Below are 24,771 nucleotides of genomic sequence, written 5' to 3'. Positions count from 1 at the left end.
GTCCCGCTCTTACCCCGCTTTAGAATAGGGAGCATGACTTCTGTTTTTCCTGCCCCCGATGCCCTCTCCCCCGCCTACCGGTCGGCCCTGCGCGGCTCCCTGCTGGGTACCGCCCTGGGGGATGCTCTGGGCTACCCCCTCGAGACCAGCACCGCAGAACAGATTGCCGAGCACTGGGGCGGGCGTACAGGAGCCGACCTTATCGCGGCTATCGCCCGGGAACCCCTGCTCGTTTCAGACGACACCCAGCTCACCCTGGCAACCCTCGACGGGCTCACCGAGGTGCTGGAGTGGAACAACGAGGGCCAGGCAGCCGACGAGCTGGCCTGCATCTGGCTAGCCTACCTGCGCTGGTACACTGGCACCGGCCACCCGGCACCCGAGACCGCCCCCTATTCCCTTCCCTGCCCCCTCGATGCGCTTCAGGTGATGCGCCAGCAGCGCGGCCCGGGCAAAGCCACCCTGGTAGCCCTTGCCACGGGGGAAATGCAGTTTATCTCTAAGAACATCAACCCGCAGGCCCTGGGCACCGGGGCGCTCATGCGCTCTGCCCCCTTCGGTTACCTGCCGGTGGCCGATGATGCTACCGTCATCAAGCTATCCGCCCACGCCGCGGCCCTCACCCACGGCCACCCCGAGGCCATCATCTCGGCAAGCGCCTACGCCCTGCTCATTCGCTACCTGCTGGGCAGCGCCAGCCAGGGCACCGGGCAGGATCCTCGCCCCGGTGTGCTTAAAGCCTGCACCCAGCAGGTGCTGAACTGGCTAGGTACGGTGGAGCAAAGCCAGGCCCTACCCGGCGATGCCGCACTCACCCGTACGACGCTGGGCACCGCCCTCCGCCTGGCTCAGCACGAGGCTCAGGTGGCGGACGCCCGCCCCCACTTCGGCGAACTCCTGGTGGCCCCCGATGTGCTCGGCTACGCCCTCTTCCTAGCTCTGCAGGCAGAGACGTACGTCGCTGCGGAGAAGCTGAACCAGCAGCAGGCAGTGAGTGAGGCCCTGGGTGCGGCAATTGCTGTCACCGGCGATTCAGATTCAATCGGGGCTCTGGTCGGCTCCCTGCTCGGAGCGCTCTGGGGCGACGATACTTTCCCGGCAGACCTCGCCCCTGCTACCGACGCCGCAGAAGCCCTGAACCTGATTGAGGAAGCCTGGTTTAAACAGCTTGGGGTGTAATGAGAAGAATAACGCGGCAGGCTCGCGCTGGATGAAGCCCAGCAGATTCCGAGCGCGCGAGGAAACAAATCTGCGGGCGCAATAGGCGCAAGCCTGACCCTCACGCCCCGCCTTACGGCGGATTCTGTTCGCTCTTACGTGCTCGCGCGCTCGCACCCGCTCACTTCATCCCAGCCAGCAGCTTCGCTGCGAGCCTGCCGCGTTATACCGCAAGCACCTCGGTGCGGTGGTCCAGGTACCATTCGTCGGCGCGTTCCACGGCCAGGCGTTGGATAGCTCCGCCCATGCCGTTGCGCATGGTGTAGGCCAGGGACTGCAGCGGTAGCAGGCGGGCCACTATTTTGGCGCGTTCTAGCTGGGTTTCATCGAGCGCTTTAGAGAGGGAGTCCCAGCCGTAGAAGTTACCCAGGGCTGCGTGGTCAACGGCCGCGTCCCCTACCGAGGCGTGGTCCCAGTCAATAACGCCGACCAGTTTGTCGCCGTTCCAGAGAATATTGTGGCCGGCTAGGTCGCCGTGGACGAGAACCGGTGAGGCAGGTTCCAGGGCCAGTACCCGGTCTATGGCTGCGTGGGCTACCTTCTGGGCGCCGGTGAGCAGCTGGGGTACGACCTGCTCGCGCAGGAGTACCTCCCAGTTATCGCGTCCGCCCCAGTGCTCGTGCACCATATCGAGGTAGGGCCCGTAGCCGCTGAAGTCTACCGAGTGGATAGCTTTGACCAGGTTGGCAAGCTGCTTGGGCGGGGCCGAGCCAAGCAGGCGAGGCTCCCCCTTAATCCAGGTTAGCCCTACAGCGGTGAAGCCGTTTCGGGTGATAACCCGGGTGATGGGTCGGGGTACCGCAAAGGGAAGGTCCTGGGGTAGCCGCCGCAGGATCTCGGTGCGGCGGGCTACCAGGTGCCCCGTCTGCTGGGTTTTGGCGATACGCACACTCAGCTCCGCCCCCATGTTGACGATGATGTGGGCAGAGCCGGTGGTCCGGATGTCCCAGCGGTCGCGGGGAATGTTCAAACCGGCTTGCTCCATCACCGCCGTGACCACGGGAAGAGCCTTCATCTGTTCAATGAGTGTAAGGTGCGCTGCCATAGGGTACCTCGTACAGGATTGTTACTGGGCCAGGGCGGCCTGTAGGTGGGGAAGAAGCTTGGCTAGGGCCTGGCTCCGGTGGCTGATGGCATTCTTGACATCGGCGGGCACCTGGGCGCAGGAGAGGCCAGCGTATTCGCCGGTGAAACCGTCGGCTGCCAGAATCGGGTCATAGCCGAACCCGCCCTCGCCGCGGGGCTCGCGCAGCAGGGTTCCGGCAAGCTCCCCCTCTTCCACGGCCTCTACACCTTCGGGGGTAACCATCGAGGCGGCGCAGACGAAGCGGGCGCGGCGGTGTTCATCGGCGATGTCTGAAAGCTGCGCTAGGAGCAGGTTGAGATTGGCTTCATCGTCTCCGTGCCGGCCGGCCCAGCGAGCGCTGAAAATACCGGGGGCACCGCCCAGCACCTCGACCGACAGTCCTGAGTCATCGGCAATAGCAATCAGGCCGGTAGCCGCAGCTACCGCGCGGGCCTTCAAGAGGGAGTTCTGGGCAAAAGTGACGCCGTCTTCAACCACGTCGGGGGCACCTGCAGCACCAGCGTCGATCACCTCGGTGTCAACATCCAGCCCCTCGATAGCGCCGCGCAGCATCTCACGGAACTCGCGCAGTTTCCCCTGGTTGTGGGTGGCAAGAACGATTTTGGCGGGCATTAGTCCTCCAGGGCTTCGCGCTGGATCTGGGCTAGCTGCGCGGTGCCGTGCAGGGCCAAGTCGAGTAGGGAGTTCAGTTCGTCGCGGTCGAAGGGGGCGCCCTCTGCGGTTCCCTGTACCTCAACGAACTTGCCTTCGCCGGTGACGACCACATTCATGTCGGTCTCGGCGCGCACGTCTTCTTCGTAGGGCAGATCAAGCATGGGAAGGCCGTCGATGATGCCCACAGAAATTGCGGCAACAGAGCCGGTGAGGGGCTTAGCCTTGGCCGGGATAATGCCCTGGGTCTGGGCCCACTTGATGGCGTCGGCCAGGGCGATGTAGGCGCCGGTGATAGCGGCGGTGCGGGTACCGCCGTCCGCCTGGAGCACATCGCAGTCGAGCACGATGGTGTTCTCGCCCAGCTCAGCGGTGTCGATGACGGCGCGCAGAGAGCGGCCAATCAGCCGGGAAATCTCGTGAGTGCGGCCGCCAATCTTACCCTTGACCGATTCACGGGAGTTACGGGTGTTGGTTGCGCGCGGCAGCATGGCGTATTCTGCGGTGACCCAGCCGGTGCCCTGGCCCTTGAGCCAGCGGGGCACGCCCTCGGTCAGTGAGGCGGTGCAGAGCACCCGGGTGTTGCCGAATTCGATGAGGGCCGAACCTTCGGCGTTCTTTGACCAGCCGCGGGTGACGGTGATGGGGCGGAGCTGGTCGGGGGTACGGCCGTCGCCGCGCAGGATGGGTGCTGCCATGTTTTCTGTCATGGTTTCAGCCTAGCGTCTGTTGCCCGGGGCGCACAAAAACACGGGCGCTTTTCTGCACCCGTGTTGTCTGCGTTGGCTACTTGTGGGCAGGGGCCGGTAGCTAGCTCCCCTGGTGGCGGCTAATGACCTTCAGGGTGGTGGTCTGCGGGTTGCTGGCGTATTCCTCGGGGCTACGGCGGGGGTTGACCCGGTAGGTTGCCGAGGCCTCAGCCACCGATATCGGCCCGTCAAAAACGCTCTTGGCTTCGGCCAGGGCAATAGCGGGGTCGTTCCAGATGGGCAGGTGGGTGAGTAGCAGGTTGCGGACGCCTGCCTCGGATGCCGCTTCACCGGCACGTTTGCCGGTCAGGTGGATGCCGCGCAGGGCGTCATCGCGGCCCTCCTGGTAGGCAGCTTCGCAGAGGAAAAGGTCTGCCTCGCGGGCTGCTTCAATCAGACCGATGCAGGAGTCGGTGTCGCCGGAGTAGGTAAGCACGGTCTTGCCTTCACCGGTTTCACACTCGATGCGCAGGGCGTAGGGCTCCTTGGTGGGGTGTACGACCACGTGCGGGGTCACGGTGAAGGGGCCGATTTTGACCTCGGCATGGTTAGTCCACTCGTGGAACTCGAACTCGGTGTGCATGCCCGGTTCGATGGGCAGGCCGTGGGTGTTAACCAGGTACTGGTGAATATCGCTGGGCCCGTAGAGGGGAATGGGCCCTTTAGACCAGCCGTTGGGGTTCCACTTGACCGCCACATGCAGCCCTGAGAGATCGATGCAGTGGTCGGGGTGCAGGTGGGAGATCAGGATGGCGTCGATATCTTCGAGGTTGATGTGGGACTGAAGGGTGCCCAGGGCGCCATTGCCCATATCGACGATAATGCGCCAGGTCTTGCCCAGGTCATCAATGGTCGAGACCATGTAGCAGCTGGCCGCTGCATTGGGCCCGGGGAAGGAGCCGGTACAGCCTATGACGGTCAATCGCATCAGTGGCCTTCCTTTTTCTGTGTGTGTCTGTGTGTTAGGGAGCGTCTGTGGTGATGGTAATGCGCGGGGTGGTAACAGTCTGGGCGATGAGTTCAGGGGGAACGACGGCTAGGGAGCCGGTGGGGAATCGTTCTGCCACCGAGTTGGTGTGGCGCACCTTGGCGACCTCGGGGCCCAGGAAGCGGCGAGCTAAGTGCTCGAAGGTTTCGGTTTCGCCGGTGGCCAGGAATTCGTGGGAGGGCGGCAGGGCGGCAGGGCGCTCTAGGCCGGCTCTCAGCAGGGCCTTATAGACGTCCTTAGCCGACTCTTCCGAGGACGACACGAGGGTAACGTCGTCCCCCATGATGTAGGAGATGACGCCGGTGAGCAGGGGGTAGTGGGTGCAGCCCAGCACCAGGGTATCGACCCCGACCTCCTTGAGGGGAGCCAGGTATTCTTCGGCGGTCTCAAGCAGCTCGGAGCCACTGGTGATGCCCTTTTCAACGAACTCTACGAAGCGGGGGCAGGCCACAGAGTAGATTTCAAGGTCGCTCATGACCGAGAAAGTGTCTTCATAGGCTCGTGATGTCACGGTAGCTTCGGTGGCGATGACGCCGATTTTTCGGTTGCGGGTTGCAGCCACTGCTCGGCGGGCGGCGGGCTGGATAACCTCAACCACCTGAATACCGTACTTGCGGGTGTAGCGCTCGCGGGCGTCCCTCAGCACAGCGGCCGACGCCGTGTTGCAGGCGATGACCAGGAGCTTGACCCCGGAGTCCACCAGCTCATCCATGATGCGCAGGGCGTGGGCGCGCACCTGGGCGATGGTCAGGGGACCGTAGGGGCCGTGGGCGGTGTCGCCCACATAAATCACCGACTCGTGCGGTAGCTGGTCCATGATGGCGCGGGCAACGGTCAGGCCGCCCACTCCCGAATCGAACACGCCGATGGGGGCACTTGCAGTGGGTTCGGCAAGCACCTGACTACCCCAGGGGGTTACGAGTTTCGGGTTGGTTTCGCTCATTACACACCTGACATTAGCTAAAGGTTGAAGAAAACTGTAGGGCGCCCATCGCAGCGACCAGCTTTTGAGTGGACTATCACGCCCCGGCGCCCGCGCACGGCGTCATAATCGGTCACGAAAGATTATTTACGGTGCGGACGGCCCCGCCCCGGCCTCGTCCAGACCCAGCAGGAGGCTCTGCATGAGGCTTTCTTGCAGCCAGGTGACGAAGTTGTAGAGCAGGGCCATGTAGTCTTCGGTGCTCTCTACGCTGCCCCAGTCAGTGTGTTCGCCGATGCGGTCGGCGTCGTCTGCGCTGTTAATCCCTAAGCGGGTACCCAAGGTTAGGCGCACGTCGTTGAGGGCAGCGGCCCAGCTATTGGCCCGCTCGGTATCTAGCCGCACAACCCCGGCCTGCAGGTCCATGGAGGCCTGGGTGAGGTGTTCAATTTTGGCCCGGCGTAAGGAAAGATCGGTGAAGCGGCGGTATTCGTCGGCAACTTCCGGGTCGTCGCTCGCCACCGGCAGCATGCGGGCAACAGCAGGGTCACTGGGAACACTGGCGGTCTCAGAAATCCCCACCAGGGCCGCTAGGGGGTCGGCGTTGGGGTCTTCTTCCGGCTCCAGCGCCAGGGCGACGTCCTCAAACAGGCGGGTGAGCACCTGTACCTCTTCAGGGGTGAAGCGGGCGGTAATGCCACGGGAGGTTGGGGTAAAAGGTTCAGCCATAAGACTATGCACCTGCCTGCTCGATGGTTGCCCACAGTCCCCAGGTGTGCAGGGCGGTGGTGTGCCGTTCGGCCTCTTCTTTGGAGCCGCTAAAGACGGTGGCCTTACCTTCGGTGTGTACCTGCATCATGAGCTGGTGGGCTTTTTCCGTGCTGTAGCCAAACTGGGTGCGCAGCACGTAGGTCACGAAACTCATCAGGTTAACCGGGTCGTCCCAGACAATGACCGCCCAGGGCAGGTTGAGCTGGGTGCTCTCGTCTAGGGCCAGATCGAGCTCAAGATCTGCCAGGGTGTCGGTGGCTGAGGCAGCCGAAGGCATAGGGTGTACTCCTTAGGTCATTTGTACCTTATCTATCATAGGGCTCTTCTTTCGCTGTACCCTAGCTCGTTCACTTTCGGGGCAAGCAGAACCGCGGCGGTGGGGCTGGGCTTGGACACGGTCAAAGGATAAAGTTATACCCGTGACTCAAAAAACTTCCCTCCTCACCGACCACTACGAGCTGACCATGGTGCAGGCTGCCCTAGCCTCAGGCGCTGCCCACCGACGCACCGTCTTCGAGGTTTTCACCCGCAGACTTTCGGGCGGACGCCGCTACGGTGTCTTGGCAGGCACCGGTAGGTTGCTTGAGGGGCTAGAAAACTTCCGCTTTGATACCGAAGAGCTGGAGTTTTTGGCCTCCCGTAAGGTGGTCAATGAGCAGACCCTGGACTACCTTGCTAACTTCCGTTTTTCCGGTTCTATCCGGGGCTATGCCGAGGGCGAGGTTTTCTTCCCTCACTCCCCCGTCTTGCAGGTTGAGGCGTCCTTTGCAGAGGCCTGCCTGCTAGAGACCTTTATTCTCTCCATCCTTAACTTTGACTCTGCCGTCGCTACCGCTGCCTCCCGTATGACGGTTGCAGCGGGCAAGCGCCCCTGCCTTGAGATGGGCTCCCGCCGGGCGCACGAGCAGGCTGCTGTCTCTGCCGCCCGCGCCGCCGTCATTGCCGGCTTTACCGCCACCTCGAATCTTGAGGCCGGCCGCCGTTACGGGCTCCACACCGTCGGCACCAGTGCCCACGCCTTCACCCTGCTGCATGACTCCGAGCGCCAGGCTTTTGAAGCTCAGCTAGCCTCTCTGGGGGTGGGCACTACCCTGCTGGTCGACACCTACGATGTTGAAAAGGCAGTGAACCTGGCCGTTGAGCTGGCAGGAAAGGAGCTGGGTGCCGTCCGCCTAGACTCTGGTGACCTGGTTGCCCAGGCCCAGAAAGTGCGCGAGCAGCTCGATGCCTTGGGCAACACCGGCACCAAGATTACCGTGACCAGTGACCTGGACGAGTACGCCATCGCGTCCTTAGCAGCCGCCCCCGTCAACGCCTACGGGGTGGGCACCAAGCTGGTCACCGGCTCCGGGGTTCCTACCTCTTCTATGGTTTATAAGGTGGTTCTGCGCGAGAACTCCCAGGGAGTGATGGAGCCTGTCGCCAAGGCGTCCTCGGGTAAGGCGTCTGTGGGCGGCAAGAAATCCGCCGTCCGCCGTCTTGATGCCACCGGCACCGCCACAGCCGAAGTGGTGGGGCTCGATATTGAGGCTCCTGCTGACTCCAACGACCGGCCCCTCATGGTAGACCTGGTGGTGAACGGGCAGATCCAGCCCGGCTTTACCGGGGCTGAGGGCGTGCGCCGAGCTGCCGAGCGTCATGCCCGCTCCCTCACGGAGCTGCCGGTAGCCGCTGCCCGTCTCTCCCCCGGCGACCCGGTCATTCCCACAGAATTTGTCTCTTAAAAAGAAGGATCACACGATGTCAAAAGCACTCATTATTGTTGATGTTCAGAACGACTTTTGCGAGGGCGGCTCGCTCGCTACCGAGCGTGGTGCAGAGGTTGCTGCCCTCATTAGCGAGTATGTAGAGAACCACCACGGCGACTACGAGGCGATTGTCGCCACCCAGGACTGGCACGTTGAACCCGGCACCCACTTTTCTGAGAACCCCGATTTCAAGGACTCCTGGCCGGTGCACTGCAAGGCCGAGAGTCACGGTGCCGAGCTGCACGAGGATCTCGATACCGACTACATCGAGGCCTACTTCCGCAAGGGCGAGTTTGAGGCCGCCTACTCGGGCTTTGAGGGGCTGCTGGCTCCCGAGGATTCTGTGATGACCGGCGAGCGCGAGGCTGGTGCCCCGGCTCAGGACGATACCCCCAAGGTGTCGCTGGATGACTGGCTGGCTGAGCGCGATATTACCGATGTTGATGTGGTGGGCATTGCCACTGATTACTGTGTGAAGGCTACTGCGCTGGATGCAGTGGATGCCGGCTACGAGACCCGTGTGCTGCTTGATTTGACGGCCCCGGTTGATGAGGACGCCCTCGATGAGGTGAGCGATGAGCTTGAGGACGCCGGGGTAACGGTCACCGAGGTGCTGTAGCCCAGGAAATTTGATGTTCTAGTGGCTGTACTTGTGGTGCTAGCAGGCTGGCTCGGGGTTTGCTCTACGGGGGCCGGTGGTTGTGGTGCTAGCAGGCTGGCTCGGGGATTACTCTACGGGGACCGGTGGTTGTGGTGCTAGCAGGCTGGCTCGGGGCTTACTCTACGGGGGCCGATGGTTGTGGTGCCAGTAGGCTGGCTCGGGGCTGGCGTTTAAGGGTGCCTGCTGGCACCACGAGCACCGGTCCAGACTGAGTACCTATTTACGCCCCACGAACCAGTCCTGTAGCTTATCCAGGCGGGCCTGGAGCTGTTCTGCTGAGGCTTGGGCGACGGCGGGCCCGCCGCAGATTCGGCGTAGTTCATTGTGGATAGAGCCGTGGGGTTTGCCGGTGCGGGCTGCCCAGGCTGCCACGTTTTTGGCCAGCTTGTTGCGCAGGTCTTTGAGCTGACGGTGGTCGACGACCTGGGGGGCGGCGGACGCCGGTCGGCGGGAGGCGTGGTCTTTTTGGCGGGCACGTAGCAGGGTGCCTACCTGGTCGGCGTCGAGTAGGCCGGGGATGCCGAGGAAGTCTTGTTCTTCGTCGGAACCGATTTCCAGGCCGCCGGAGGCGAATTCGGCGCCGTCGAAGAGGACACCGTGGAAGGATGCCTGGGAGCCGATGGCTTCAAATTTCCCGCGGGTGAGCTGGTCGCTGGCGACTTCTTCTTTGTTGGCTTCTTCGATGAGGTGGTCGTCTAGGCCTTCGTTGAGAGGGTCTACTACTTCATCATTTGCGCCCTTGCGGTCGAGGGCGTGGTCGCGTTCGGTTTCCATTTCGTTGGCCAGCATCATGAGCTGGGGTACGGAGGGCAGGAAGACCGAGGCGGTTTCGCCGCGTTTGCGGGAGCGGACGAAGCGGCCGATGGCCTGGGCGAAGAAGAGGGGGGTGGAGGTTGAGGTGGCGTAGACGCCGACGGCTAGGCGGGGCACATCCACGCCTTCGGATACCATGCGCACGGCGACCATCCAGCGGGAAAGATCTGCGGAGAATTCTTCGATGTTGTTGGAGGCTTCTTTGTCGTCGGAGAGAATGAGGGCGGGTTTTTCGCCGGTGATTTTTTGGAGCTGTTTGGCGTAGGCGCGGGCGTCTGCGTGGTCGGTAGCGATGACGAGGCCGCCGGCGTCGGGGACGGTGCGGCGTACTTCGGTCAGGCGTTTGTCGGCGGCGGCGAGTACGGTGGGGATCCATTCGCCGTCGGGGTTGAGGGCGGTGCGCCAGGCTTGGGCGGTGACGTCCTTGGTGAAGCCCTCCCCCAGGTTGGCTGCCATTTCTTCGCCGGCGGAGGTGCGCCAGCGCATCTGGCCGGAGTAGGCCATGAAGATGACGGGGCGTACGACGTGGTCTTTGAGGGCGGGGCCGTAGCCGTAGGAGTAGTCGGATTTGGAGCGGCGGATGCCGTCGGCGTCTTCTTCGTACTGGACGAAGGGGATGGCTGCGGTGTCGGAGCGGAAGGGGGTTCCGGTGAGGGCTAGGCGGCGGGTTGCCGGTTCGAAGGCTTCGTGCAGGCCATCGCCCCAGGAGAGGGAGTCACCGGCGTGGTGGATTTCGTCCATGATGACCAGGGTACGGCCGTTTTCGGTGCGGGCCCGGTGCAGCATGGGCTTGTTGGCGACCTGGGCGTAGGTGAGGGCAACGCCCTGGTAGCCGCGGCCCATGGTGCCGTCTGAGTTTTTGAAGTTGGGGTCGATGGAGATGCCGACGCGGGCTGCGGCGTCGGCCCACTGGCGTTTGAGGTGGTCGGTGGGGGCGACCACGGTCATGCGGTTGATGGTGCCGCGGTTGAAGAGTTCTTTGGCGACGGTGAGGGCGAAGGTGGTTTTACCTGCGCCGGGGGTTGCCACGGCCATGAAGTCGCGGGGGTTCTCTGTAAAGTACTTGGTCATGGCTTCGGCCTGCCAGGCACGGAGCTTGGGGGCGGTTCCCCAGGCGGCGCGGTCGGGGTAGGCCGGGGGTAGGGGCGGGTTGGAACCTTCACCGAAGAGTGGTAGCTGGCTGTCGTTCATCTCGTATCTTCCCTTCCCTCTGTGGCTGCCCTCAAGGTTTTTGGGCACCACAAAAGTTTAGCCCCATTCGGGGCGAATGGGGCTATGAAGTAGCTCTAGTTCTCGTCATTACCGGGTGCAAGGCCCTCGTAGATTTCCTTGCATTCGGGGCAGACGGGGAATTTTTCGGGGTCGCGGCCGGGGGTCCACTTTTTACCGCATAGGGCTCGCACGGGCTTGCCGGTGAGGGCAGACTCCATGATTTTTTCTTTGCGCACGTAGTGGGCGAAGCGTTCGTGGTCGCCGGGTTCGACATTCTGGACTTCTTCGCGTTCTAACAGGGCGGTACCGCCGGAGTGGGCGGTCTCGGGGAAGGGGTCTTCGATGCCGGGAATCGATGACATGCCGGGTCTCCTTGAGGTTAGAGTGGTTGATCTTGTTTACCAGTGTAGTGCCCCCGTCAAGACGGCGCCCGGTTCCTGCCGTGGGGCAGGGGCCGGACGCCGCTAGTGGGGTTGCCTGCTTCTAGCAGGTTGAGGGGTGGGTTAGCTGTAGCGGGCTACTCGCTGGTACATGTCTGCTACGTGCCGTTCGTAGTTTTTAGCTCCAGCGCGGACGCCCAGGTAGAAGACTGCTACCCCAATCAGGGTAGTGACGGCGGCACCCAGCCAGAACCAGAGCATGCTACCGGTAATAGCCGTAGCCCCCATACCGATGAGGGACGGCAGGGAGAGAGCCATAGGGATAAAGATGATAAGGCCCCGTGCCATGGTCTTAGCCATACCGTCTGGCTGTTCCGGGGTCTTCCAGGGGCTGGTTCCCGGTGGTACCACGGGTGCGTTGAAGACGGTGTCGAGGTAGTTGGCCATGCCGTTGGCGATAAAGTAGGTTCCCAGGGAGCTCACCAGCAAGGGCAGAGCCCAGGCAGCATGACCGGTCAGGAAGGAAAAAGCCAGGGTGCCCAGCACAATCATGGGCAGGTAGAGCAGCATCATGCCGTAGGCCCGCCCCAGTCTATCGTCAATACCGCGCAGCGGTGAGAGGGCGTGCAGGGAAAAGGCAGAACCCTCATACGAGACAAGGTTGGTCTGGGAATAGCCTGCCATAGCCGGTATAAAGGCAACCGCCATGACGAAGGCCACAGGGTTCGTCATCTCTTCCTCTACCCCGTTCGCTGAGACGATAAAGCTCCCCGAGATAAAAACCATCAAGATATACATGAGCGGCATCATGAGCACGTTAAGGTTGGCCCGGGAATCCCGGAGCATCATATCGAGGGTACGGGCGGCGATAGCCCCGCGCACGGTGGCCGGGAAGCGCCCAAGAAGCCCCAGGTTACCCTGGGCCAGGGTTTTACCTTCGTCCTGCACCCCGGTGGATTCTCCCACGCTGGCCATGGTTTTAGCCGCAAAGAACTGCCAGATGAACCAGGTTAGGGCACAGTAGACCAGAGTGAGCGCGGTGAGAGCTAGAGCGAGGCCGTAGCGACCGGCTCCTACCTGTGGGGCAATAGCCCAGGCTGAGGCTACAGGGGTCCACTGCAGGTAGCCGAGAATCTGCCGGAGCTGCTCGGTGTTGCTGGTGATGCCCGTGATAGTCGCCAGCATCAGGGGCCCGGCAAAGATCAGGGTCGCAAAGGCAAGAAGGGTGAGGGCGTTACTCACTGAGCGTCGCGAGCGGACGGGTATAGAAGCTACCGCGGTCAGGCGTCCGCCCAGAATGGCAAGGGCAAGGCCCAGTAAACCTGCCGGGATGAAAGCCAGGGTAGCTGCTAGCGAGTAGAAGTTGGAGGTTATCAGAGCCAGGACGGCTAGTACCGTCAGCGCACCGGGCACCCCAATCAGAGCCCCCAGGGCTTGGCCGCCCATGAGCTGGCGGACGGTAATGGGATAGGGGGCGAGGCGCTCCGGGTCAAGGGTGGGGTCGGCACCGGCTGCGACCAGGGGTATCAGCCACCAGGCCAGGGTCAGCAGACTACCTGCCAGCCCCAGAATCAGTAGGGAGTCGGCGGGGCTCTGCAGGGTGAAACCTAAACCAGCCACGACCACTACGGCGCCGAGCCCGTAGAGCAGGCCAAAGACCATGCCCACGATAGCCCAGGCGTTCCCGTTACGGAAGATAGCGAGGAAATGGTCGAGTTTGAGTTTTAGGAGGACTGCAACCATGAGATTCCCTCCGATACGACGCGTCCGCCCACCAGTTCAACAAATCGTTCTTCTAGCGATGCGCCGCCGCGCACCTGTTCCACGGTGCCAGAGGCCAAAATACGGCCGGCGTTCATAATGGCAACGTGGTCGCACAGGCGCTGAACCAGGTCCATGACGTGGGAGGAGATAATGACGGTGCCGCCGCCTGCCACATAGGCCTTGAGAATATCCTGGATGTTCGAGGCAGAGACCGGGTCGACCGCTTCGAAGGGCTCATCGAGCACCAGCAGGGAGGGGGCGTGGATCATGGCGCAGGCCAGGGCGATTTTCTTGGTCATACCGGCCGAGTAGTCGGCGACTTTGCGGCCGGCGGCCCCGGTCAGGTCCATAGCGATGAGCAGGTCGCGGGTTCGCTCAGCCACGGTTGCCTTATCGAGCCCGTGTAGGCGGCCGGCGTAGGTGAGGAGCTGCTCGCCGGTGAGCTTGTCGAAGAGGCGGACGCCGTCGGGTAGCACACCCACCCGGCGTTTAGTATCTAGGGGGTTGGACCAGACGTCCAGGCCGCCCACCAGTACCTGCCCGGCGGTGGGCTTGAGCAGTCCCGTTGCCATGGAGAGGGTGGTGGTCTTACCTGCGCCGTTGCGCCCTACCAGCCCATAGAAGGAGCCTCGGGGCACCGTGAGGTTGACTCCGTCTACCGCGGCCTGCTGGCCAAAGACCTTCACCAGGTTGGTGATCTCCAGGGCTGCGTTGCCCCTGCTGGCCTCTGCCACTTCAGCTTCTACCGGCGCTGAAACTGGCTCAGTCAAGCCGCTGCCGGGTGCTTCCTCAGGCCGGTTGTGGGTCTGGTCGTAAGGTTCACTCTGCGGGGGAAGGTTCTCGTGTGCCATATCTCCACTGTAGCCAGCATCATGAGTCTTTCCCTCCCCCGCTAGGGTGATTCCTTAAAAAAGAGCCATCATCAGGGCTGAACGGGCCTTTGTGACGCGGGGGTCGGCTGAGCCTACAACCTCGAAAAGTTCCAGTAGGCGTTCGCGTACCGTAGTTTTGGTCTCCGCGTCCACAGCCTTGAAGAGGGCAATAAGACGGTTGAAGGCGTCTTCCACGTGTCCACCCGCTACGTCTAGGTCGGCGACGTTCATCTGGGCCTGCACATCGCTCGCGTCGGCGGCAGCTTTTTGGCGTTCTTCTGCTAGGTTCAAAGTAGAGACACGGTGAAGCAGGTGCACCTGGGCTAGGCCGATTTTAGCGTCCGTATCGCCCGGGTTCTCGTTGAGTGCGCGGGTATAGGCGGCTTCCGCTCCCTGGTAATCGCCCCTGTCTAGAGCCTCAATAGCCTCCCGGTGCAGGGGCGGCAGGGGCTTCTCAGCCTCTGACAATACAGGCTCGAACCCACCGGGTAGGCCCTGCTGGGCGGCAAGCTGCAACACCTGGCCCAGCACCTCGGTCAGGGCCTGGGGCTCAACGGGACCGTTGAAGAGCGGGGCCGGGCGGCCAGCGAGCACAGCCACAGCCGCAGGCACACCCTGAATCTGGAAGGCCTGCCCGATCTCGGGGGTCTTGGTAATATCAACGGCAGCCAGCAGTAGGTTGCCACCGGCGGAGTTCACCAGGGCCTCTACCTGCTCCAGCATCTGAACCGACGCCGGGGAGTGAGGTGCCCACAGGGCAAAAATCACGGCCCCCCGGTTGGACTCCTGCACCAGCTGCTGGAACTGGGCGACATCGGTCACATCGAGTCGCCAGCTGGCAGTGGAGCTCTCCTCAGCAGGCTCAGCGCTGGAACCTGCCGACCCCGCAGCCCCCAGGTCCAGGGCGTTTCGTACCGAAGCGGGTATGTTCTGATCGTCAATCCCGGCCATTGGCCTTCCTTTCACAGCGACAAATATCTCTACTGTCTATGGTGCCAAAGCTCAGCCGGTGAACGGGCACCCCTGCCCTAGTTCTAGCCCAGGGCAGAATCACGATAAGGTTGAACACAGTAACTACACCACTACCCGAGTAGCCAGCATGCCCTCAACCTTTTCTCCCTCCCGGCTCCTGCGGTCTCTCACCTCCCGCACCAGCCGAGCACAGGCGTCCGCGCAACCAGATTCTCCGTCTGATACCGAAGAAAGCGCCACCAGGCAGTCACAGAACAACAAGTTCGCCCTAACGGCTATCCCCGGTGCCCGGCCCCGCCACCGCCTCCAGGTGCCCGAAGAACCGGCCCACCTCAAAGAGAATAAGGACGGCACCGCCCCCGCTCCCCCAGAAACCCACGCCCTCGCCCCCGGCAAGGGACGCTACATCAGCAACCCAATCTACTTTGGTTTCATGCTGGCCATCGGTGTGGGGCTTGCCTGGATGGGCATGTACTTTGTGCTTAATATCGGAGCCCTCGCCGGGTGGCTGACCGGCGCAGTTTTCATCGGTCTAGGACTAGACCCAGCTGTACGCAAACTAGAACAGTGGGGCCTTCCGCGTGGCGCGGGCGTCACCGTCGTCTTCCTCTTTTTTGTTGCGGTCGCGGCTGCCCTCATCTTCTGGATAGTGCCCCTCATCGCCCGCCAGGCCGTCTCCTTCATCACCGGCTTCCCCCAGCAGTTTGAGAACTTCCTCAACTCCGACCTCTTCTCGGGTCTTGATGAGCGCTACCATATCCGCTCAGCGGTAGACGTCGAGGTAGAGAAGTTCTTTGAACAGGTCACCTCAGATACCTCTGTGGTCAGTGGTTTCATGAACTCTCTCATGAACGCGGGCTCCACCCTGGCAGAAATCACCACCGGCACAATTATCGTGCTCTTCCTCTCCATCTATGTGCTCGCGTCCCTACCCACCATCAAGGCTTGGTTTATCCGTCTGGCTCCCGCCTCTAAGCGTGAACGAGTCGGCTACCTCACCGAAAAAATCACCAGCTCCGTAGGCCAGTACGTCATGGGTCAGGCTCTCGTGGCTATCTGCAACGCCACCTGCGCCGCCATCATCATGCTGATCGTGGGCGTCCCCTTCGCCCAGCTACTCATGCTCTTCGTCCTGCTGCTGGCCTTCATTCCCCTGGTCGGTGGCGTCAGCGCTGCCGTCCTGGTCTCGGTTGTCTCGCTCATCGACAGCTGGCAGACCGCCCTCTTCTTCCTTATCCCCTACCTGATTTACCTGCAGGTTGAGGCCTACTTCATCTCCCCCCGCATCATGAGCAGGGCAGTAGCAGTGCCCGGTGCTGTAGCTATCATCGCTGTGGTAGCCGGCGGCTCTCTCTGGGGTGTGCTCGGTGCCCTCATCGCGATTCCCGTCGCAGCGTCCCTGCTGATCCTGGTCAACGAGGTACTCGTGCCCCGCCAGGACCAGCTCTAAGCGACCGCCAGTTTCCCCGCCCGGTAGCGCCCTGCCTTTGAGCAGTGGCCGCTACCGGGTTTTTCTATGCTTCTAACGTGACCTAGATGAAGTTGGCTTTCACCGGGTTCTACCAGAATCTACGAGTTGCCCAGCACCGCTCGTGCCAGTGGCGGCGTTCCTCGATAGCCCGCTGGGCACCAAACATGTGGTCCTGCTGCCAGACCACCAGGTGCGCGATACCTGGGTGGATAGGCCGCCCACATTCGGGGCACTTATAGGTTTTCAGAGCGTTAATCGAGGGAATGTATTGCACATACCAGTCCCCGTCTTGGGCCCGCTCCACTCGCGGGGCTGGGTCAAGAATACGGGAAATATCGCGCCCAGCGGGGCGGGCTTTCTGCCACTTGCTGGGGGCGGCCCCGGAGTTAGAGTTGGGGCGGCGGGGCTTAGATGAAGAACGACGAGGCATTCCCCCATTCTTTCACGCACCGGTCTATCTGCCCAAGCCACCTGTTAGAGTGGTACGGTGCGTTTAGTTATAGCTGATTGTTCCGTAGACTACATGGGCCGTCTCAATGCCCATCTGCCCCGTGCTACCCGCCTGCTCATGATCAAAAATGACGGCTCGGTGCTGATTCACTCCGACGGCGGCTCCTACAAGCCCCTGAACTGGATGAGCCCGCCCTGCCGCCTGCATATTTCCCCTCGCGAAGAGTTCGAAGGCACCTCGGTAGCCGAGGACCTTGACCCCGATGTGAGCGAGCTGTGGATCGTGCAGGCTGCCAAGAGCGACGACAAGCTAGTCATTCGTGTCTTTGGCACTCACGGGGAACTCAGCCACGATCTTGGTATTGACCCGGGCCTCATTAAGGACGGCGTTGAGGCCGACTTACAACGCCTGCTGGCTGAACAGATTGAGCTCCTTGGTGCGGGCTACCGCCTGGTGCGCCGCGAGTACCCCACGGCAATCGGCCCGGTGGATATTTTGGCCAAGGACGCCGGGGGCGTCTCTGTGGCTGTCGAGCTCAAACGTGTGGGCGATATCGACGGCGTAGAACAGCTCACCCGCTACCTAGAGCTCCTCAACCGCGACCCCCTGCTAGCACCGGTTCAGGGCGTCTTTGCCGCCCAGCGCATCAAGCCCCAGGCCCGCACGCTGGCAGAAGACCGTGGTATCCGCTGTGTGGCCCTCGATTACGATGCCATGCGCGGAGTAGATGACGTGGAATCCCGCCTCTTCTAAACAAGAAGAAAGCTAAAAATAAGGACGCCGCCCTCCCCCATCTCTGGGGAAGGGCGGCGTCCTTTCATCACAGAAATCTAGTTAAATCTGTGCGTGCTTAGCTGCGATGGTGACTCGATCGTTAGAGACGGTCAAGAAACCTTCGTGCAGGCGGGTGGTCTTCTTCTCACCGCTGGTTGCCTCGATCAGAAGCTCACCGTCTTCAGCGAGAAGGGCCATGGTGGGGATGTGACCGGGCATGATACCCAGGTCGCCATCGACGGTGCGTGCGCGCACGTACTTGGCTTCGCCAACCCACACGACTCGTTCACGGGAAACGACTTCAACTTTCAGTGCCATGATTACTTGGCTCCAGACTGTGCCTTGATTTCCTCGTAACGGCGCATGACGTCGTCCATACCACCGATGTTGTAGAAGGCCTGCTCGGGGATGTGGTCAACATCGCCGCGGCAGATCATCTGGAAGGATTCGATGGTGTCCTTGATCGGCACGGTTGAACCCTCGACACCGGTGAACTGCTTTGCAGTGTAGGTATTCTGTGAGAGGAACTGCTCGATGCGGCGGGCACGTGAAACAACGACCTTCTGCTCTTCAGAGAGTTCGTCAACACCGAGGATGGCGATGATGTCCTGAAGTTCCTTGTTTTCCTGCAGGATAGCCTTGACCTGGATTGCGGTGTCGTAGTGCTCCTGACCGATGTACTGGGGGTCCAGGATTCGGGAGGTGGAGGACAGGGGATCAATCGCGGGGTACAGACCACGTGAAGCGATCTCACGGGAGAGCTCGGTGGTTGCATCCAGGTGGGCGAAGGTGGTTGCAGGTGCGGGGTCGGTGTAGTCATCCGCAGGAACGTAAATTGCCTGCATGGAGGTGATGGAGTGACCACGGGTTGAGGTAATGCGCTCCTGCAGCAGACCCATTTCGTCGGCCAGGTTGGGCTGGTAGCCCACAGCGGACGGCATGCGGCCGAGCAGGGTTGAAACCTCAGAACCTGCCTGGGTGAAGCGGAAGATGTTGTCGATGAAGAGCAGAACGTCCTGGTTCTGAACGTCACGGAAGTATTCCGCCATGGTCAGGCCGGTCAGCGCAACGCGCAGACGGGTTCCCGGCGGTTCGTCCATCTGGCCGAACACAAGAGCGGTGTCCTTCAGAACACCAGCTTCTTCCATTTCAACCCAGAGGTCGTTACCTTCACGGGTACGCTCGCCAACGCCGGTGAATACTGAGGTACCACCGAAGTTACGGGCAACGCGGGTAATCATTTCCTGGATCAGAACGGTCTTACCGACGCCTGCACCACCGAAGAGACCAATCTTACCGCCCTTGATGTAGGGAGTCAGAAGGTCGATGGACTTGATGCCGGTTTCCAGCATCTCGGTCGAACCTTCGAGGTCTGCGAAGCCGGGGGCTGCGCGGTGGATAGGCCAGTAGGTGTCGGCCTTGATTTCGTCGTTGGAGACGTCGAGGGCGTCACCGAGAACGTTGAAGATGTGGCCCTTGACGCCGTCGCCTACGGGGACGGAGATGGGAGCGCCGGTGTCAACTACAGCCTGGCCGCGGACGAGGCCGTCGGTCTGCTGCAGGGAAATTGCGCGTACCAGTGAGTCACCGAGGTGCTGGGCAGTCTCGAAGGTGATCTTACGGGTGGTGCCGTTGAGGGTCAGATCAGCGGTCAGCGCGTTGTAGATGTCAGGTACCTGGCCGGCAGGGAACTCAACGTCAACGACAGGGCCGATAACGCGAGCAATGCGACCGGTTGCGCCCTGAGCCGGCGCGGTAGCCGATTCGTTCAGAGTGGCAGTCATTGTTCTCACTTACCTATGTAGAGAGTGGAAAGTTGTCTGGTGGATTAGGAGGCGAGTGCGTCGGCGCCGCCAACAATTTCGCTGAGCTCCTGAGTAATTTCTGCCTGGCGAGCGTTGTTCATCAGGCGGGTGTACTTCTTGATGAGCTCGTCAGCGTTATCACCTGCGGACTTCATCGCGCGCTGGCGGGACGCCAGTTCGGAGGCCGCTGCTTCTAGCAGGCACGCATAGATGCGGGAGGCGATGTAGCGGGGTAGCAACTCGTCGAGAACTTCCTTGGGGCTGGGCTCGAATTCAAAGACTGAGTTCTGCTGGAACTGGTCGTCTTCGAGACGTTCGCCGGGCAGGATTTCTTCACCGAGTTCGCGTGCGTCTGCTACCTCGATGGGGAGCAGGCGCAGGACGCGGGTTTCCTGGCTGACCATGGAGACGAATTCGGTGTAGATGATGTGGAGGTCATCGACGTCACCGTTTTCGTAGGCTGCCAGGATGGCGTCGCGTGCTGCAACGGCCATCTCGATGTTGGGGTTGTCGGTGTTGCCTTCCCATGCCTGCTCGTATTCGCGTTCGCGGAAGTCAAAGTAGGACTTTGCCTTGCGACCGATGAGGTAGAGCTTGACTTCACGTCCCTCACCGCGGAGCTTCTCAATAAGACCCTCGGTTTTTTTGAGGACGGATGAGGAGTATGAACCCGCAAGGCCGCGGTCGCTGGTGAGGACGAGTACTGCAGAGCGACCGGTCTTAGCCTTTGAGCGTGCGTTAAGCAGGGGATGCTCAATGTGGTGCTGGGTCGCGATGGCAGTGACGGCCTTGGTCAGCGCATTTGCGTAGGGGCTAGCGGCCTCTGCGCTCTTACGTGCCTTGTTAATGCGTGAGGTTGCGATCATCTCCATCGCCTTGAAGATCTTCTTCATAGACGATGTTGAAGTAATCTTTTGGCGGTAAACCCTAATCTGGGCTCCCATAGAGATTCCTTTCACTCCTAGGGTGAGGGCCCCTCCCCCAGGTTCTGTTGGAGGGGCGTCTCACGTGCTAGGAAAATCGCTAACCGATGGTTTCCTGTGATACTTCGCTGTCTGACAGGGGCTTGTGCTCTTCGTGGCCGGCCTCAACGAGGTGGCTGGTGCCTTCGGAGCGGAAACCCTGCTTGAAGTCAACGATGGCAGTCTTGAGAGCTGCTACGGTTTCGTCTTCGAGCTTGCCTGATGCTGCGATGTCCTGCAGTACTGAGGTGGAGCGGCGCAGGTGGTCGAGGAACTCTGATTCGAAACGCAGAACGTCTGAAACTTCGAGGTCATCGAGGTAGCCATTGGTGCCTGCCCAGATTGAAACAACCTGGTCCTCAACTGCGTAGGGGGTGTACTGGGGCTGACGCAGCAGCTCGGTAAGGCGAGCACCGCGGGTCAGCTGGGCCTTTGAAGCGTCGTCCAGGTCGGAAGCGAACATAGCGAATGCTTCCATGGCGCGGTACTGTGCAAGGTCGAGCTTGAGGGTACCGGAAACCTTCTTCATCGCCTTGGTCTGTGCCGCACCACCAACACGGGAGACCGAGATACCTACGTCGACCGCGGGACGCTGGTTAGCGTTGAAGAGGTCTGACTGCAGGAAGATCTGGCCGTCGGTGATGGAGATGACGTTGGTGGGAATGAAGGCTGAAACGTCGTTTGCCTTGGTTTCAATGATCGGGAAGCCGGTCATTGAACCTGCACCCAACTCGTCAGAGAGCTTTGCACAGCGCTCGAGCAGGCGGGAGTGGAGGTAGAAGACGTCGCCGGGGTATGCTTCGCGGCCCGGAGGACGACGAAGCAGCAGTGATACCGCACGGTAGGCTTCTGCCTGCTTTGAGAGGTCATCGAAGATGATGAGGACGTGCTTGCCGCCGTACATCCAGTGCTGGCCAATGGCGCTACCGGTGTAGGGAGCCAGGTACTTGAAGCCTGCTGCGTCAGATGCGGGGGAAGCCACGATGGTGGTGTATTCCAGAGCACCCTGCTGCTTGAGGGTTTCGCGTACTGCTGCGATGGTTGATGCCTTCTGACCAATAGCAACGTAGACACAGCGAACCTGCTTGTTGGGGTCACCGGTTGCCCAGTTGTCCTTCTGGTTCAGGATGGTGTCAACCGCGATAGCGGTCTTACCGGTCTGGCGGTCACCAATGATCAGCTGACGCTGGCCGCGGCCGATCGGAATCATGGCGTCGATTGCCTTGAGACCGGTCTGGAGGGGCTCATGAACTGACTTACGCTGGGTAACGCCGGGAGCCTGAAGTTCGAGGGCGCGGCGGCCTTCTGCTTCAATGTCGCCCAGGTCGTCGATGGGGTTGCCCAGGGGGTCAACTACGCGGCCCAGGTAGGCGTCGCCTACGGGTACTGAGAGAACCTCGCCGGTACGGTGAACTTCCTGGCCTTCTTCAATGCCGGTGAAGTCACCGAGGATGATGACACCGATGTCACGAGTGTCGAGGTTCTGTGCCAGGCCAAGGGTGCCGTCTTCGAAGCGAAGCAGCTCGTTAGCCATTACTGAGGGAAGGCCCTCAACGCGTGCGATGCCGTCGGATGCTGATGCAACACGACCCACCTCTACGCGCTCTGCATTGCCGGGTTCGTAAGACGCTGCGAATTCGTTCAGCGCGTTACGGACATCATCGGCGTTGATGGTCAAATCGGCCATCTTATGTCCCTGCTCTCCTAATTTGTTGGTGTGCCTGCCGATTGGCGGCAGGCCCACCGAAACTTGTGTGACGTGCTCGGGCTGTGCCTTTAGGCTTGCCCGATGTCGTCTGTGTATCTTCTAAATCACCGTCGAGGTCTCGACTGTGTAAATCGCCTATGCGAAAGCGCGGCTGAGTTCTGACAGTCGGGTAGACAGTGAGCCATCGATGACTTCGTCCCCTACCTGCACGCGCAGACCGCCTAGAAGTGCGGGGTCTACGGTGATGTCGAGCTTCAGCTCCTTGCCGTAGGTCTTGTTGAGTGACCCCTGCAGCTTTGCAATCTGCTCTGCAGTCAGCGCGGTTGCTGAGGTGACTCGTGCGATCCAACGGTTTTGACGCTTGACGATGATTTCTACGAACTCGTTAGCCAGACGGGCTGCGGTGGTTCCGCGGGCCGCAGTGGCAACTCGTTCTAGCAGAAGCTTGCCTTCAGCGGTGGCTACACGGCCACCGAGGCTGACAGCCAGCTTCTTGAGTGCTTCCTTGCTTGCCCTGGTATCGGCAAGAGCAGCCTGCGCTTCTGCTGAGGCATCAACGGTGTTGATGAAGATCAGCAGTTCATTGACGGTCTGCTCTAGTGCATCGATACCTCCGCGCTGTTCAGCAGAAAGCGCTACTGAGGTAACAGCGGTTGTTTCGAGGGCATCAGCCAGATCGCGTTCTTCACTCCAGCGGGCTTCTGCTGCTGCAGAAACAATAGCCAGAGCGGCGTCGGAAATCTTGCCGCCCAGAACGGAGCGGGCGATGCCTGCTCGCTGCGCTGCTTCGCGGGAAGGATCGGTTAGACCTCGCCGGAACCCGCCGTTGCTGTCGATAACGTCGACAACAGCGAAGAGCTCTTCTGCGAGGTGGGTCGGGTTATCGGTAGGCTGGGCCACCAGAACCTGTTCCACCTTGTTCAGTGATTCAGTCGATACTGCTGACATTAGCGGGCTGCACCTGCCTGCTGCTGCGCGTCAAGGTCAGCAAGAAAACGATCGACTACACGTGCGGATCGCTCATCATCGTTGAGGGATTCGCCCACAATCTTGCCAGCCAGTGAGGTTGCCAGAGCGCCAACTTCGGTACGAAGTGATGCTGCGGCAGCTGCACGTTCTGCCTCGATGGTCTTCTGGGCGTTTTCGGTGATGCGAGCGGCCTCAGCGTTTGCACGCTCCTTAGCTTCTGCCACGATGGCGTCGCCTTCGGCGCGTGCTTCTTCGCGAATCTTCTGAGCTTCCAGACGAGCGCTTTCGAGCTGCTGGCCGTACTCTTCGCGTGCTGCCGCGGCCTCTGCCTGAGCCTTTTCAGCCTTGGCTAGACCACCCTCAATTGCTTCTTTACGATCCTGGTAAATCTTTTCGAATGCCGGGACAACGTACTTGGTGACGATGAAGAGGAGGAGCAGGAACCCGATGGCGGTAATGGCGATTTCCCAGACATTGGGGATCAGAGGGTTCGCGCCCTCTGCTGCTGCCATTAAATGAGACATAGGGGGTTTTCCTGTTCTATAGTTTGGTCAATCTTTCGGCGGGGCCAAAAATTACTTGATAAACGCAAGAACCAGGCCGAGAACTGCCAGTGCTTCAACCAGTGCGAAGCCCAGGAAGAGCATGGGCTGCAGGGTGCGCTGTGACTCGGGCTGACGGGCAACAGAGGTCATGTAGGCTGCGAAGATCAGACCTACGCCGATGCCACCGCCGATAGCTGACAGACCGTAACCAACTGCGGTAAGTGAACCGGTGAGTTCCATGATGTTTGTTTCCTTTCACAGTGCCCCTTGCGGTTTGTGTGTTGTGTAAGGGGCAGAGTTTTGATGTGGACACTCCCCGCTAAAGCGGGTTGCTTTTCTCGTCCGCCGGTATACCCAACGGAGAAAACCTATATTTTTAGTGGCCTTCTGAGACCGAGCCCTGCAGGTAAACCGCAAGGAGCAGGGTGAAGACGTAGGCCTGGATAACCTGAATCATGAGTTCCAGGAAGTAGAGGAAGAGACCCAGGGCGCCTGAACCGACCGATGCGATAGCGACGATGCCACCTGCTTCAACAATCAGGTACTGGGTAAGAGATGCTGCAACCATAATCGCCAGGTGACCACCGAACATGGTAGCGAAAAGACGCAGGGCGTGGGTTGCGGGGCGGATGAGCATGTTGGACATGAACTCGATAGGAATCAGGATGACGTAGACCAGAGGGGGAACGCCGGAGGGCATGGTCATGTCCTTGAAGAACTTACCCAGACCCTTGCGCTTGATACCAACACCAACCCAGGTCAGGTAAGCGATACCTGCCAGAGCGTAGGCAGAACCTACATGAGACATGGTGGGCAGCTGGACGAAGGGAATTGAACCGTAGAGGTTGTTCACCAGGATGAAGAAGAAAGCGGTGAAGAGCAGGGGAACGAAAGGCTTGTAGTGGTGGGCGCCAATCAGTTCCTTCCCCAGGCTGTTACGGACCAGGCCGTAACCCATCTCGCCCACGAACTGGGTACGTGAGGGAACCATGGCACGCTTGCGGGCAGCGAAAAGGAAGAAGCCAGCAACGATGACCACCGACAGGATGACCAGAAGCATCTGCTTGCTGAACTCAAAATCACCGATCGTGAAGATGGCAGGCAGGTGCATATCATCGATAGTGGGCGGAACGTAGCCCTGCTGCTCTCCCGCTGCGACAACTAGCCCGTTTGAAATCAAGGCAAGTCCTTTCATTGCTTCGTGTTGGCCGCTGGCTCCAGCAACCTCAGAGGTTTAAAGAATCAAAAGTATGTGTGTGCCAACCGGTTCCAGTTGGT

26 protein-coding genes are annotated in these 24,771 nt (G+C 60.9%); 5 read left to right on the top strand and 21 right to left on the bottom strand.

Features of this window, described 5'->3' with window-relative positions:
* Positions 1-33 precede the first annotated feature (33 nt).
* The gene (locus HWU94_RS04440; protein WP_185174476.1) at positions 34-1,179 is read left to right on the top strand and encodes an ADP-ribosylglycohydrolase family protein; all 1,146 of its coding nucleotides are present in this window, start codon (positions 34-36) and stop codon (positions 1,177-1,179) included.
* Between the two features lie 202 nt (positions 1,180-1,381).
* On the opposite strand, the gene HWU94_RS04435 is transcribed toward HWU94_RS04440, so the two are convergent.
* The 7 genes from HWU94_RS04435 to clpS form a co-directional block, all read right to left on the bottom strand.
* A complete protein-coding gene (locus HWU94_RS04435) occupies positions 1,382-2,263 on the bottom strand; it encodes a phosphotransferase (protein ID WP_185174475.1) in 882 nt (293 codons plus the stop codon).
* 21 nt (positions 2,264-2,284) lie between these two features.
* Entirely contained in the window at positions 2,285-2,917 is a 633-nt protein-coding gene (rdgB, locus tag HWU94_RS04430; RefSeq protein ID WP_185174474.1) for an RdgB/HAM1 family non-canonical purine NTP pyrophosphatase, read from the bottom strand.
* Complete coding sequence (gene rph / locus HWU94_RS04425; RefSeq protein ID WP_280527419.1) at positions 2,917-3,654, bottom strand: ribonuclease PH; 738 nt, start codon at positions 3,652-3,654, stop codon at positions 2,917-2,919. The genes rdgB and rph overlap by 1 nt, the downstream gene beginning before the upstream one ends.
* Before the next feature lie 112 nt (positions 3,655-3,766).
* Positions 3,767-4,633, bottom strand: a complete 867-nt coding sequence (locus HWU94_RS04420; protein WP_185174473.1) for an MBL fold metallo-hydrolase — start codon at positions 4,631-4,633, stop codon at positions 3,767-3,769.
* Between the two features lie 34 nt (positions 4,634-4,667).
* Positions 4,668-5,636: a glutamate racemase gene (gene murI / locus HWU94_RS04415; protein ID WP_185174472.1), complete on the bottom strand. Its 969-nt coding sequence runs from the start codon at positions 5,634-5,636 to the stop codon at positions 4,668-4,670.
* 126 nt (positions 5,637-5,762) lie between these two features.
* Positions 5,763-6,344, bottom strand: a complete 582-nt coding sequence (locus tag HWU94_RS04410; protein WP_135013393.1) for a DUF2017 domain-containing protein — start codon at positions 6,342-6,344, stop codon at positions 5,763-5,765.
* A 4-nt stretch (positions 6,345-6,348) separates the two neighbouring features.
* Entirely contained in the window at positions 6,349-6,663 is a 315-nt protein-coding gene (gene clpS, locus HWU94_RS04405) for an ATP-dependent Clp protease adapter ClpS (protein ID WP_135013391.1), read from the bottom strand.
* Positions 6,664-6,805: 142 nt separating this feature from the next.
* On the opposite strand from clpS, the gene HWU94_RS04400 reads away from it, so the two are divergent.
* Together HWU94_RS04400 and HWU94_RS04395 are read left to right on the top strand one after the other, a co-directional pair.
* Positions 6,806-8,110: a nicotinate phosphoribosyltransferase gene (locus HWU94_RS04400; RefSeq protein WP_409348798.1), complete on the top strand. Its 1,305-nt coding sequence runs from the start codon at positions 6,806-6,808 to the stop codon at positions 8,108-8,110.
* 16 nt (positions 8,111-8,126) lie between these two features.
* Positions 8,127-8,753 (top strand): isochorismatase family protein, encoded by a 627-nt coding sequence (locus tag HWU94_RS04395; RefSeq protein ID WP_185174471.1) that lies wholly within the window; start codon positions 8,127-8,129, stop codon positions 8,751-8,753.
* Positions 8,754-9,011: 258 nt separating this feature from the next.
* Here the strand turns inward: HWU94_RS04395 and HWU94_RS04390 are convergent, their stop codons facing one another.
* From HWU94_RS04390 to HWU94_RS04370, 5 genes are all read right to left on the bottom strand, one after another.
* Complete coding sequence (locus tag HWU94_RS04390) at positions 9,012-10,799, bottom strand: DEAD/DEAH box helicase (protein WP_185174470.1); 1,788 nt, start codon at positions 10,797-10,799, stop codon at positions 9,012-9,014.
* 95 nt (positions 10,800-10,894) lie between these two features.
* Positions 10,895-11,182 (bottom strand): DUF3039 domain-containing protein, encoded by a 288-nt coding sequence (locus HWU94_RS04385; RefSeq protein ID WP_185174469.1) that lies wholly within the window; start codon positions 11,180-11,182, stop codon positions 10,895-10,897.
* Between the two features lie 141 nt (positions 11,183-11,323).
* On the bottom strand, positions 11,324-12,943 hold the full coding sequence (locus tag HWU94_RS04380) for a hypothetical protein (protein ID WP_185174468.1): 1,620 nt from the start codon (positions 12,941-12,943) through the stop codon (positions 11,324-11,326).
* Positions 12,925-13,815, bottom strand: coding sequence for an ABC transporter ATP-binding protein (locus tag HWU94_RS04375; protein ID WP_185174467.1), 891 nt, complete (start codon positions 13,813-13,815; stop codon positions 12,925-12,927). Before HWU94_RS04375 ends, HWU94_RS04380 begins: the two co-directional genes overlap by 19 nt.
* Positions 13,816-13,869: 54 nt before the next feature.
* Positions 13,870-14,787, bottom strand: a complete 918-nt coding sequence (locus HWU94_RS04370) for a co-chaperone YbbN (RefSeq protein WP_185174466.1) — start codon at positions 14,785-14,787, stop codon at positions 13,870-13,872.
* Positions 14,788-14,935: 148 nt separating this feature from the next.
* Here HWU94_RS04370 and HWU94_RS04365 point away from each other — a divergent pair, with 148 nt between their 5' ends.
* On the top strand, positions 14,936-16,258 hold the full coding sequence (locus HWU94_RS04365) for an AI-2E family transporter (RefSeq protein ID WP_185174465.1): 1,323 nt from the start codon (positions 14,936-14,938) through the stop codon (positions 16,256-16,258).
* 109 nt (positions 16,259-16,367) lie between these two features.
* On the opposite strand, the gene HWU94_RS04360 is transcribed toward HWU94_RS04365, so the two are convergent.
* Positions 16,368-16,709 carry an ATP/GTP-binding protein gene (locus HWU94_RS04360; RefSeq protein ID WP_185174464.1) on the bottom strand — a complete coding sequence of 114 codons (342 nt, stop codon included), beginning with the start codon at positions 16,707-16,709 and terminating at the stop codon, positions 16,368-16,370.
* A 57-nt stretch (positions 16,710-16,766) separates the two neighbouring features.
* Between HWU94_RS04360 and nucS the strand changes: the two genes are divergently transcribed.
* Positions 16,767-17,483 carry an endonuclease NucS gene (gene nucS / locus HWU94_RS04355; RefSeq protein ID WP_185174463.1) on the top strand — a complete coding sequence of 239 codons (717 nt, stop codon included), beginning with the start codon at positions 16,767-16,769 and terminating at the stop codon, positions 17,481-17,483.
* Positions 17,484-17,564: 81 nt separating this feature from the next.
* Here the strand turns inward: nucS and HWU94_RS04350 are convergent, their stop codons facing one another.
* From HWU94_RS04350 to atpB, 8 genes are all read right to left on the bottom strand, one after another.
* On the bottom strand, positions 17,565-17,822 hold the full coding sequence (locus HWU94_RS04350) for a F0F1 ATP synthase subunit epsilon (RefSeq protein ID WP_135011542.1): 258 nt from the start codon (positions 17,820-17,822) through the stop codon (positions 17,565-17,567).
* 2 nt (positions 17,823-17,824) lie between these two features.
* Positions 17,825-19,288 (bottom strand): F0F1 ATP synthase subunit beta, encoded by a 1,464-nt coding sequence (gene atpD / locus HWU94_RS04345; protein ID WP_185174462.1) that lies wholly within the window; start codon positions 19,286-19,288, stop codon positions 17,825-17,827.
* 44 nt (positions 19,289-19,332) lie between these two features.
* Positions 19,333-20,253 (bottom strand): F0F1 ATP synthase subunit gamma, encoded by a 921-nt coding sequence (locus HWU94_RS04340; RefSeq protein WP_185174461.1) that lies wholly within the window; start codon positions 20,251-20,253, stop codon positions 19,333-19,335.
* A gap of 79 nt (positions 20,254-20,332) precedes the next feature.
* Positions 20,333-21,958 carry a F0F1 ATP synthase subunit alpha gene (gene atpA, locus HWU94_RS04335; RefSeq protein WP_185174460.1) on the bottom strand — a complete coding sequence of 542 codons (1,626 nt, stop codon included), beginning with the start codon at positions 21,956-21,958 and terminating at the stop codon, positions 20,333-20,335.
* Between the two features lie 156 nt (positions 21,959-22,114).
* Positions 22,115-22,927 carry a F0F1 ATP synthase subunit delta gene (locus HWU94_RS04330; protein WP_185174459.1) on the bottom strand — a complete coding sequence of 271 codons (813 nt, stop codon included), beginning with the start codon at positions 22,925-22,927 and terminating at the stop codon, positions 22,115-22,117.
* Positions 22,927-23,472 (bottom strand): F0F1 ATP synthase subunit B, encoded by a 546-nt coding sequence (locus HWU94_RS04325; protein WP_135011537.1) that lies wholly within the window; start codon positions 23,470-23,472, stop codon positions 22,927-22,929. Before HWU94_RS04325 ends, HWU94_RS04330 begins: the two co-directional genes overlap by 1 nt.
* Before the next feature lie 51 nt (positions 23,473-23,523).
* Positions 23,524-23,733: an ATP synthase F0 subunit C gene (atpE, locus tag HWU94_RS04320; RefSeq protein WP_135011536.1), complete on the bottom strand. Its 210-nt coding sequence runs from the start codon at positions 23,731-23,733 to the stop codon at positions 23,524-23,526.
* A gap of 136 nt (positions 23,734-23,869) precedes the next feature.
* Entirely contained in the window at positions 23,870-24,688 is an 819-nt protein-coding gene (gene atpB, locus HWU94_RS04315; RefSeq protein ID WP_244956025.1) for a F0F1 ATP synthase subunit A, read from the bottom strand.
* Between the last annotated feature and the right edge of the window lie 83 nt (positions 24,689-24,771).

The sequence above is a fragment of the Rothia nasimurium genome (genome assembly GCF_014217215.1).
GTDB lineage: Bacteria > Actinomycetota > Actinomycetes > Actinomycetales > Micrococcaceae > Rothia > Rothia avistercoris.
This window is presented reverse-complemented; position numbering and strand designations above follow the sequence as displayed.

Coding starts and splice junctions, on each gene's coding strand:
- atpE (WP_135011536.1), bottom strand. CDS start 23,733: ATGGAACTCACCGGTTCACTTACCGCAGTTGGTTACGGTCTGTCAGCT.
- HWU94_RS04390 (WP_185174470.1), bottom strand. CDS start 10,799: ATGAACGACAGCCAGCTACCACTCTTCGGTGAAGGTTCCAACCCGCCC.
- HWU94_RS04365 (WP_185174465.1), top strand. CDS start 14,936: ATGCCCTCAACCTTTTCTCCCTCCCGGCTCCTGCGGTCTCTCACCTCC.
- HWU94_RS04420 (WP_185174473.1), bottom strand. CDS start 4,633: ATGCGATTGACCGTCATAGGCTGTACCGGCTCCTTCCCCGGGCCCAAT.
- clpS (WP_135013391.1), bottom strand. CDS start 6,663: ATGCCTTCGGCTGCCTCAGCCACCGACACCCTGGCAGATCTTGAGCTC.
- HWU94_RS04435 (WP_185174475.1), bottom strand. CDS start 2,263: ATGGCAGCGCACCTTACACTCATTGAACAGATGAAGGCTCTTCCCGTG.
- HWU94_RS04375 (WP_185174467.1), bottom strand. CDS start 13,815: ATGGCACACGAGAACCTTCCCCCGCAGAGTGAACCTTACGACCAGACC.
- HWU94_RS04330 (WP_185174459.1), bottom strand. CDS start 22,927: ATGTCAGCAGTATCGACTGAATCACTGAACAAGGTGGAACAGGTTCTG.
- atpD (WP_185174462.1), bottom strand. CDS start 19,288: ATGACTGCCACTCTGAACGAATCGGCTACCGCGCCGGCTCAGGGCGCA.
- HWU94_RS04340 (WP_185174461.1), bottom strand. CDS start 20,253: ATGGGAGCCCAGATTAGGGTTTACCGCCAAAAGATTACTTCAACATCG.
- rdgB (WP_185174474.1), bottom strand. CDS start 2,917: ATGCCCGCCAAAATCGTTCTTGCCACCCACAACCAGGGGAAACTGCGC.
- atpB (WP_244956025.1), bottom strand. CDS start 24,688: ATGAAAGGACTTGCCTTGATTTCAAACGGGCTAGTTGTCGCAGCGGGA.
- murI (WP_185174472.1), bottom strand. CDS start 5,636: ATGAGCGAAACCAACCCGAAACTCGTAACCCCCTGGGGTAGTCAGGTG.
- HWU94_RS04325 (WP_135011537.1), bottom strand. CDS start 23,472: ATGTCTCATTTAATGGCAGCAGCAGAGGGCGCGAACCCTCTGATCCCC.
- rph (WP_280527419.1), bottom strand. CDS start 3,654: ATGGCAGCACCCATCCTGCGCGGCGACGGCCGTACCCCCGACCAGCTC.
- HWU94_RS04440 (WP_185174476.1), top strand. CDS start 34: ATGACTTCTGTTTTTCCTGCCCCCGATGCCCTCTCCCCCGCCTACCGG.
- HWU94_RS04380 (WP_185174468.1), bottom strand. CDS start 12,943: ATGGTTGCAGTCCTCCTAAAACTCAAACTCGACCATTTCCTCGCTATC.
- HWU94_RS04370 (WP_185174466.1), bottom strand. CDS start 14,787: ATGGCCGGGATTGACGATCAGAACATACCCGCTTCGGTACGAAACGCC.
- HWU94_RS04350 (WP_135011542.1), bottom strand. CDS start 17,822: ATGGCACTGAAAGTTGAAGTCGTTTCCCGTGAACGAGTCGTGTGGGTT.
- HWU94_RS04360 (WP_185174464.1), bottom strand. CDS start 16,709: ATGCCTCGTCGTTCTTCATCTAAGCCCCGCCGCCCCAACTCTAACTCC.
- atpA (WP_185174460.1), bottom strand. CDS start 21,958: ATGGCCGATTTGACCATCAACGCCGATGATGTCCGTAACGCGCTGAAC.
- HWU94_RS04385 (WP_185174469.1), bottom strand. CDS start 11,182: ATGTCATCGATTCCCGGCATCGAAGACCCCTTCCCCGAGACCGCCCAC.
- HWU94_RS04395 (WP_185174471.1), top strand. CDS start 8,127: ATGTCAAAAGCACTCATTATTGTTGATGTTCAGAACGACTTTTGCGAG.
- HWU94_RS04410 (WP_135013393.1), bottom strand. CDS start 6,344: ATGGCTGAACCTTTTACCCCAACCTCCCGTGGCATTACCGCCCGCTTC.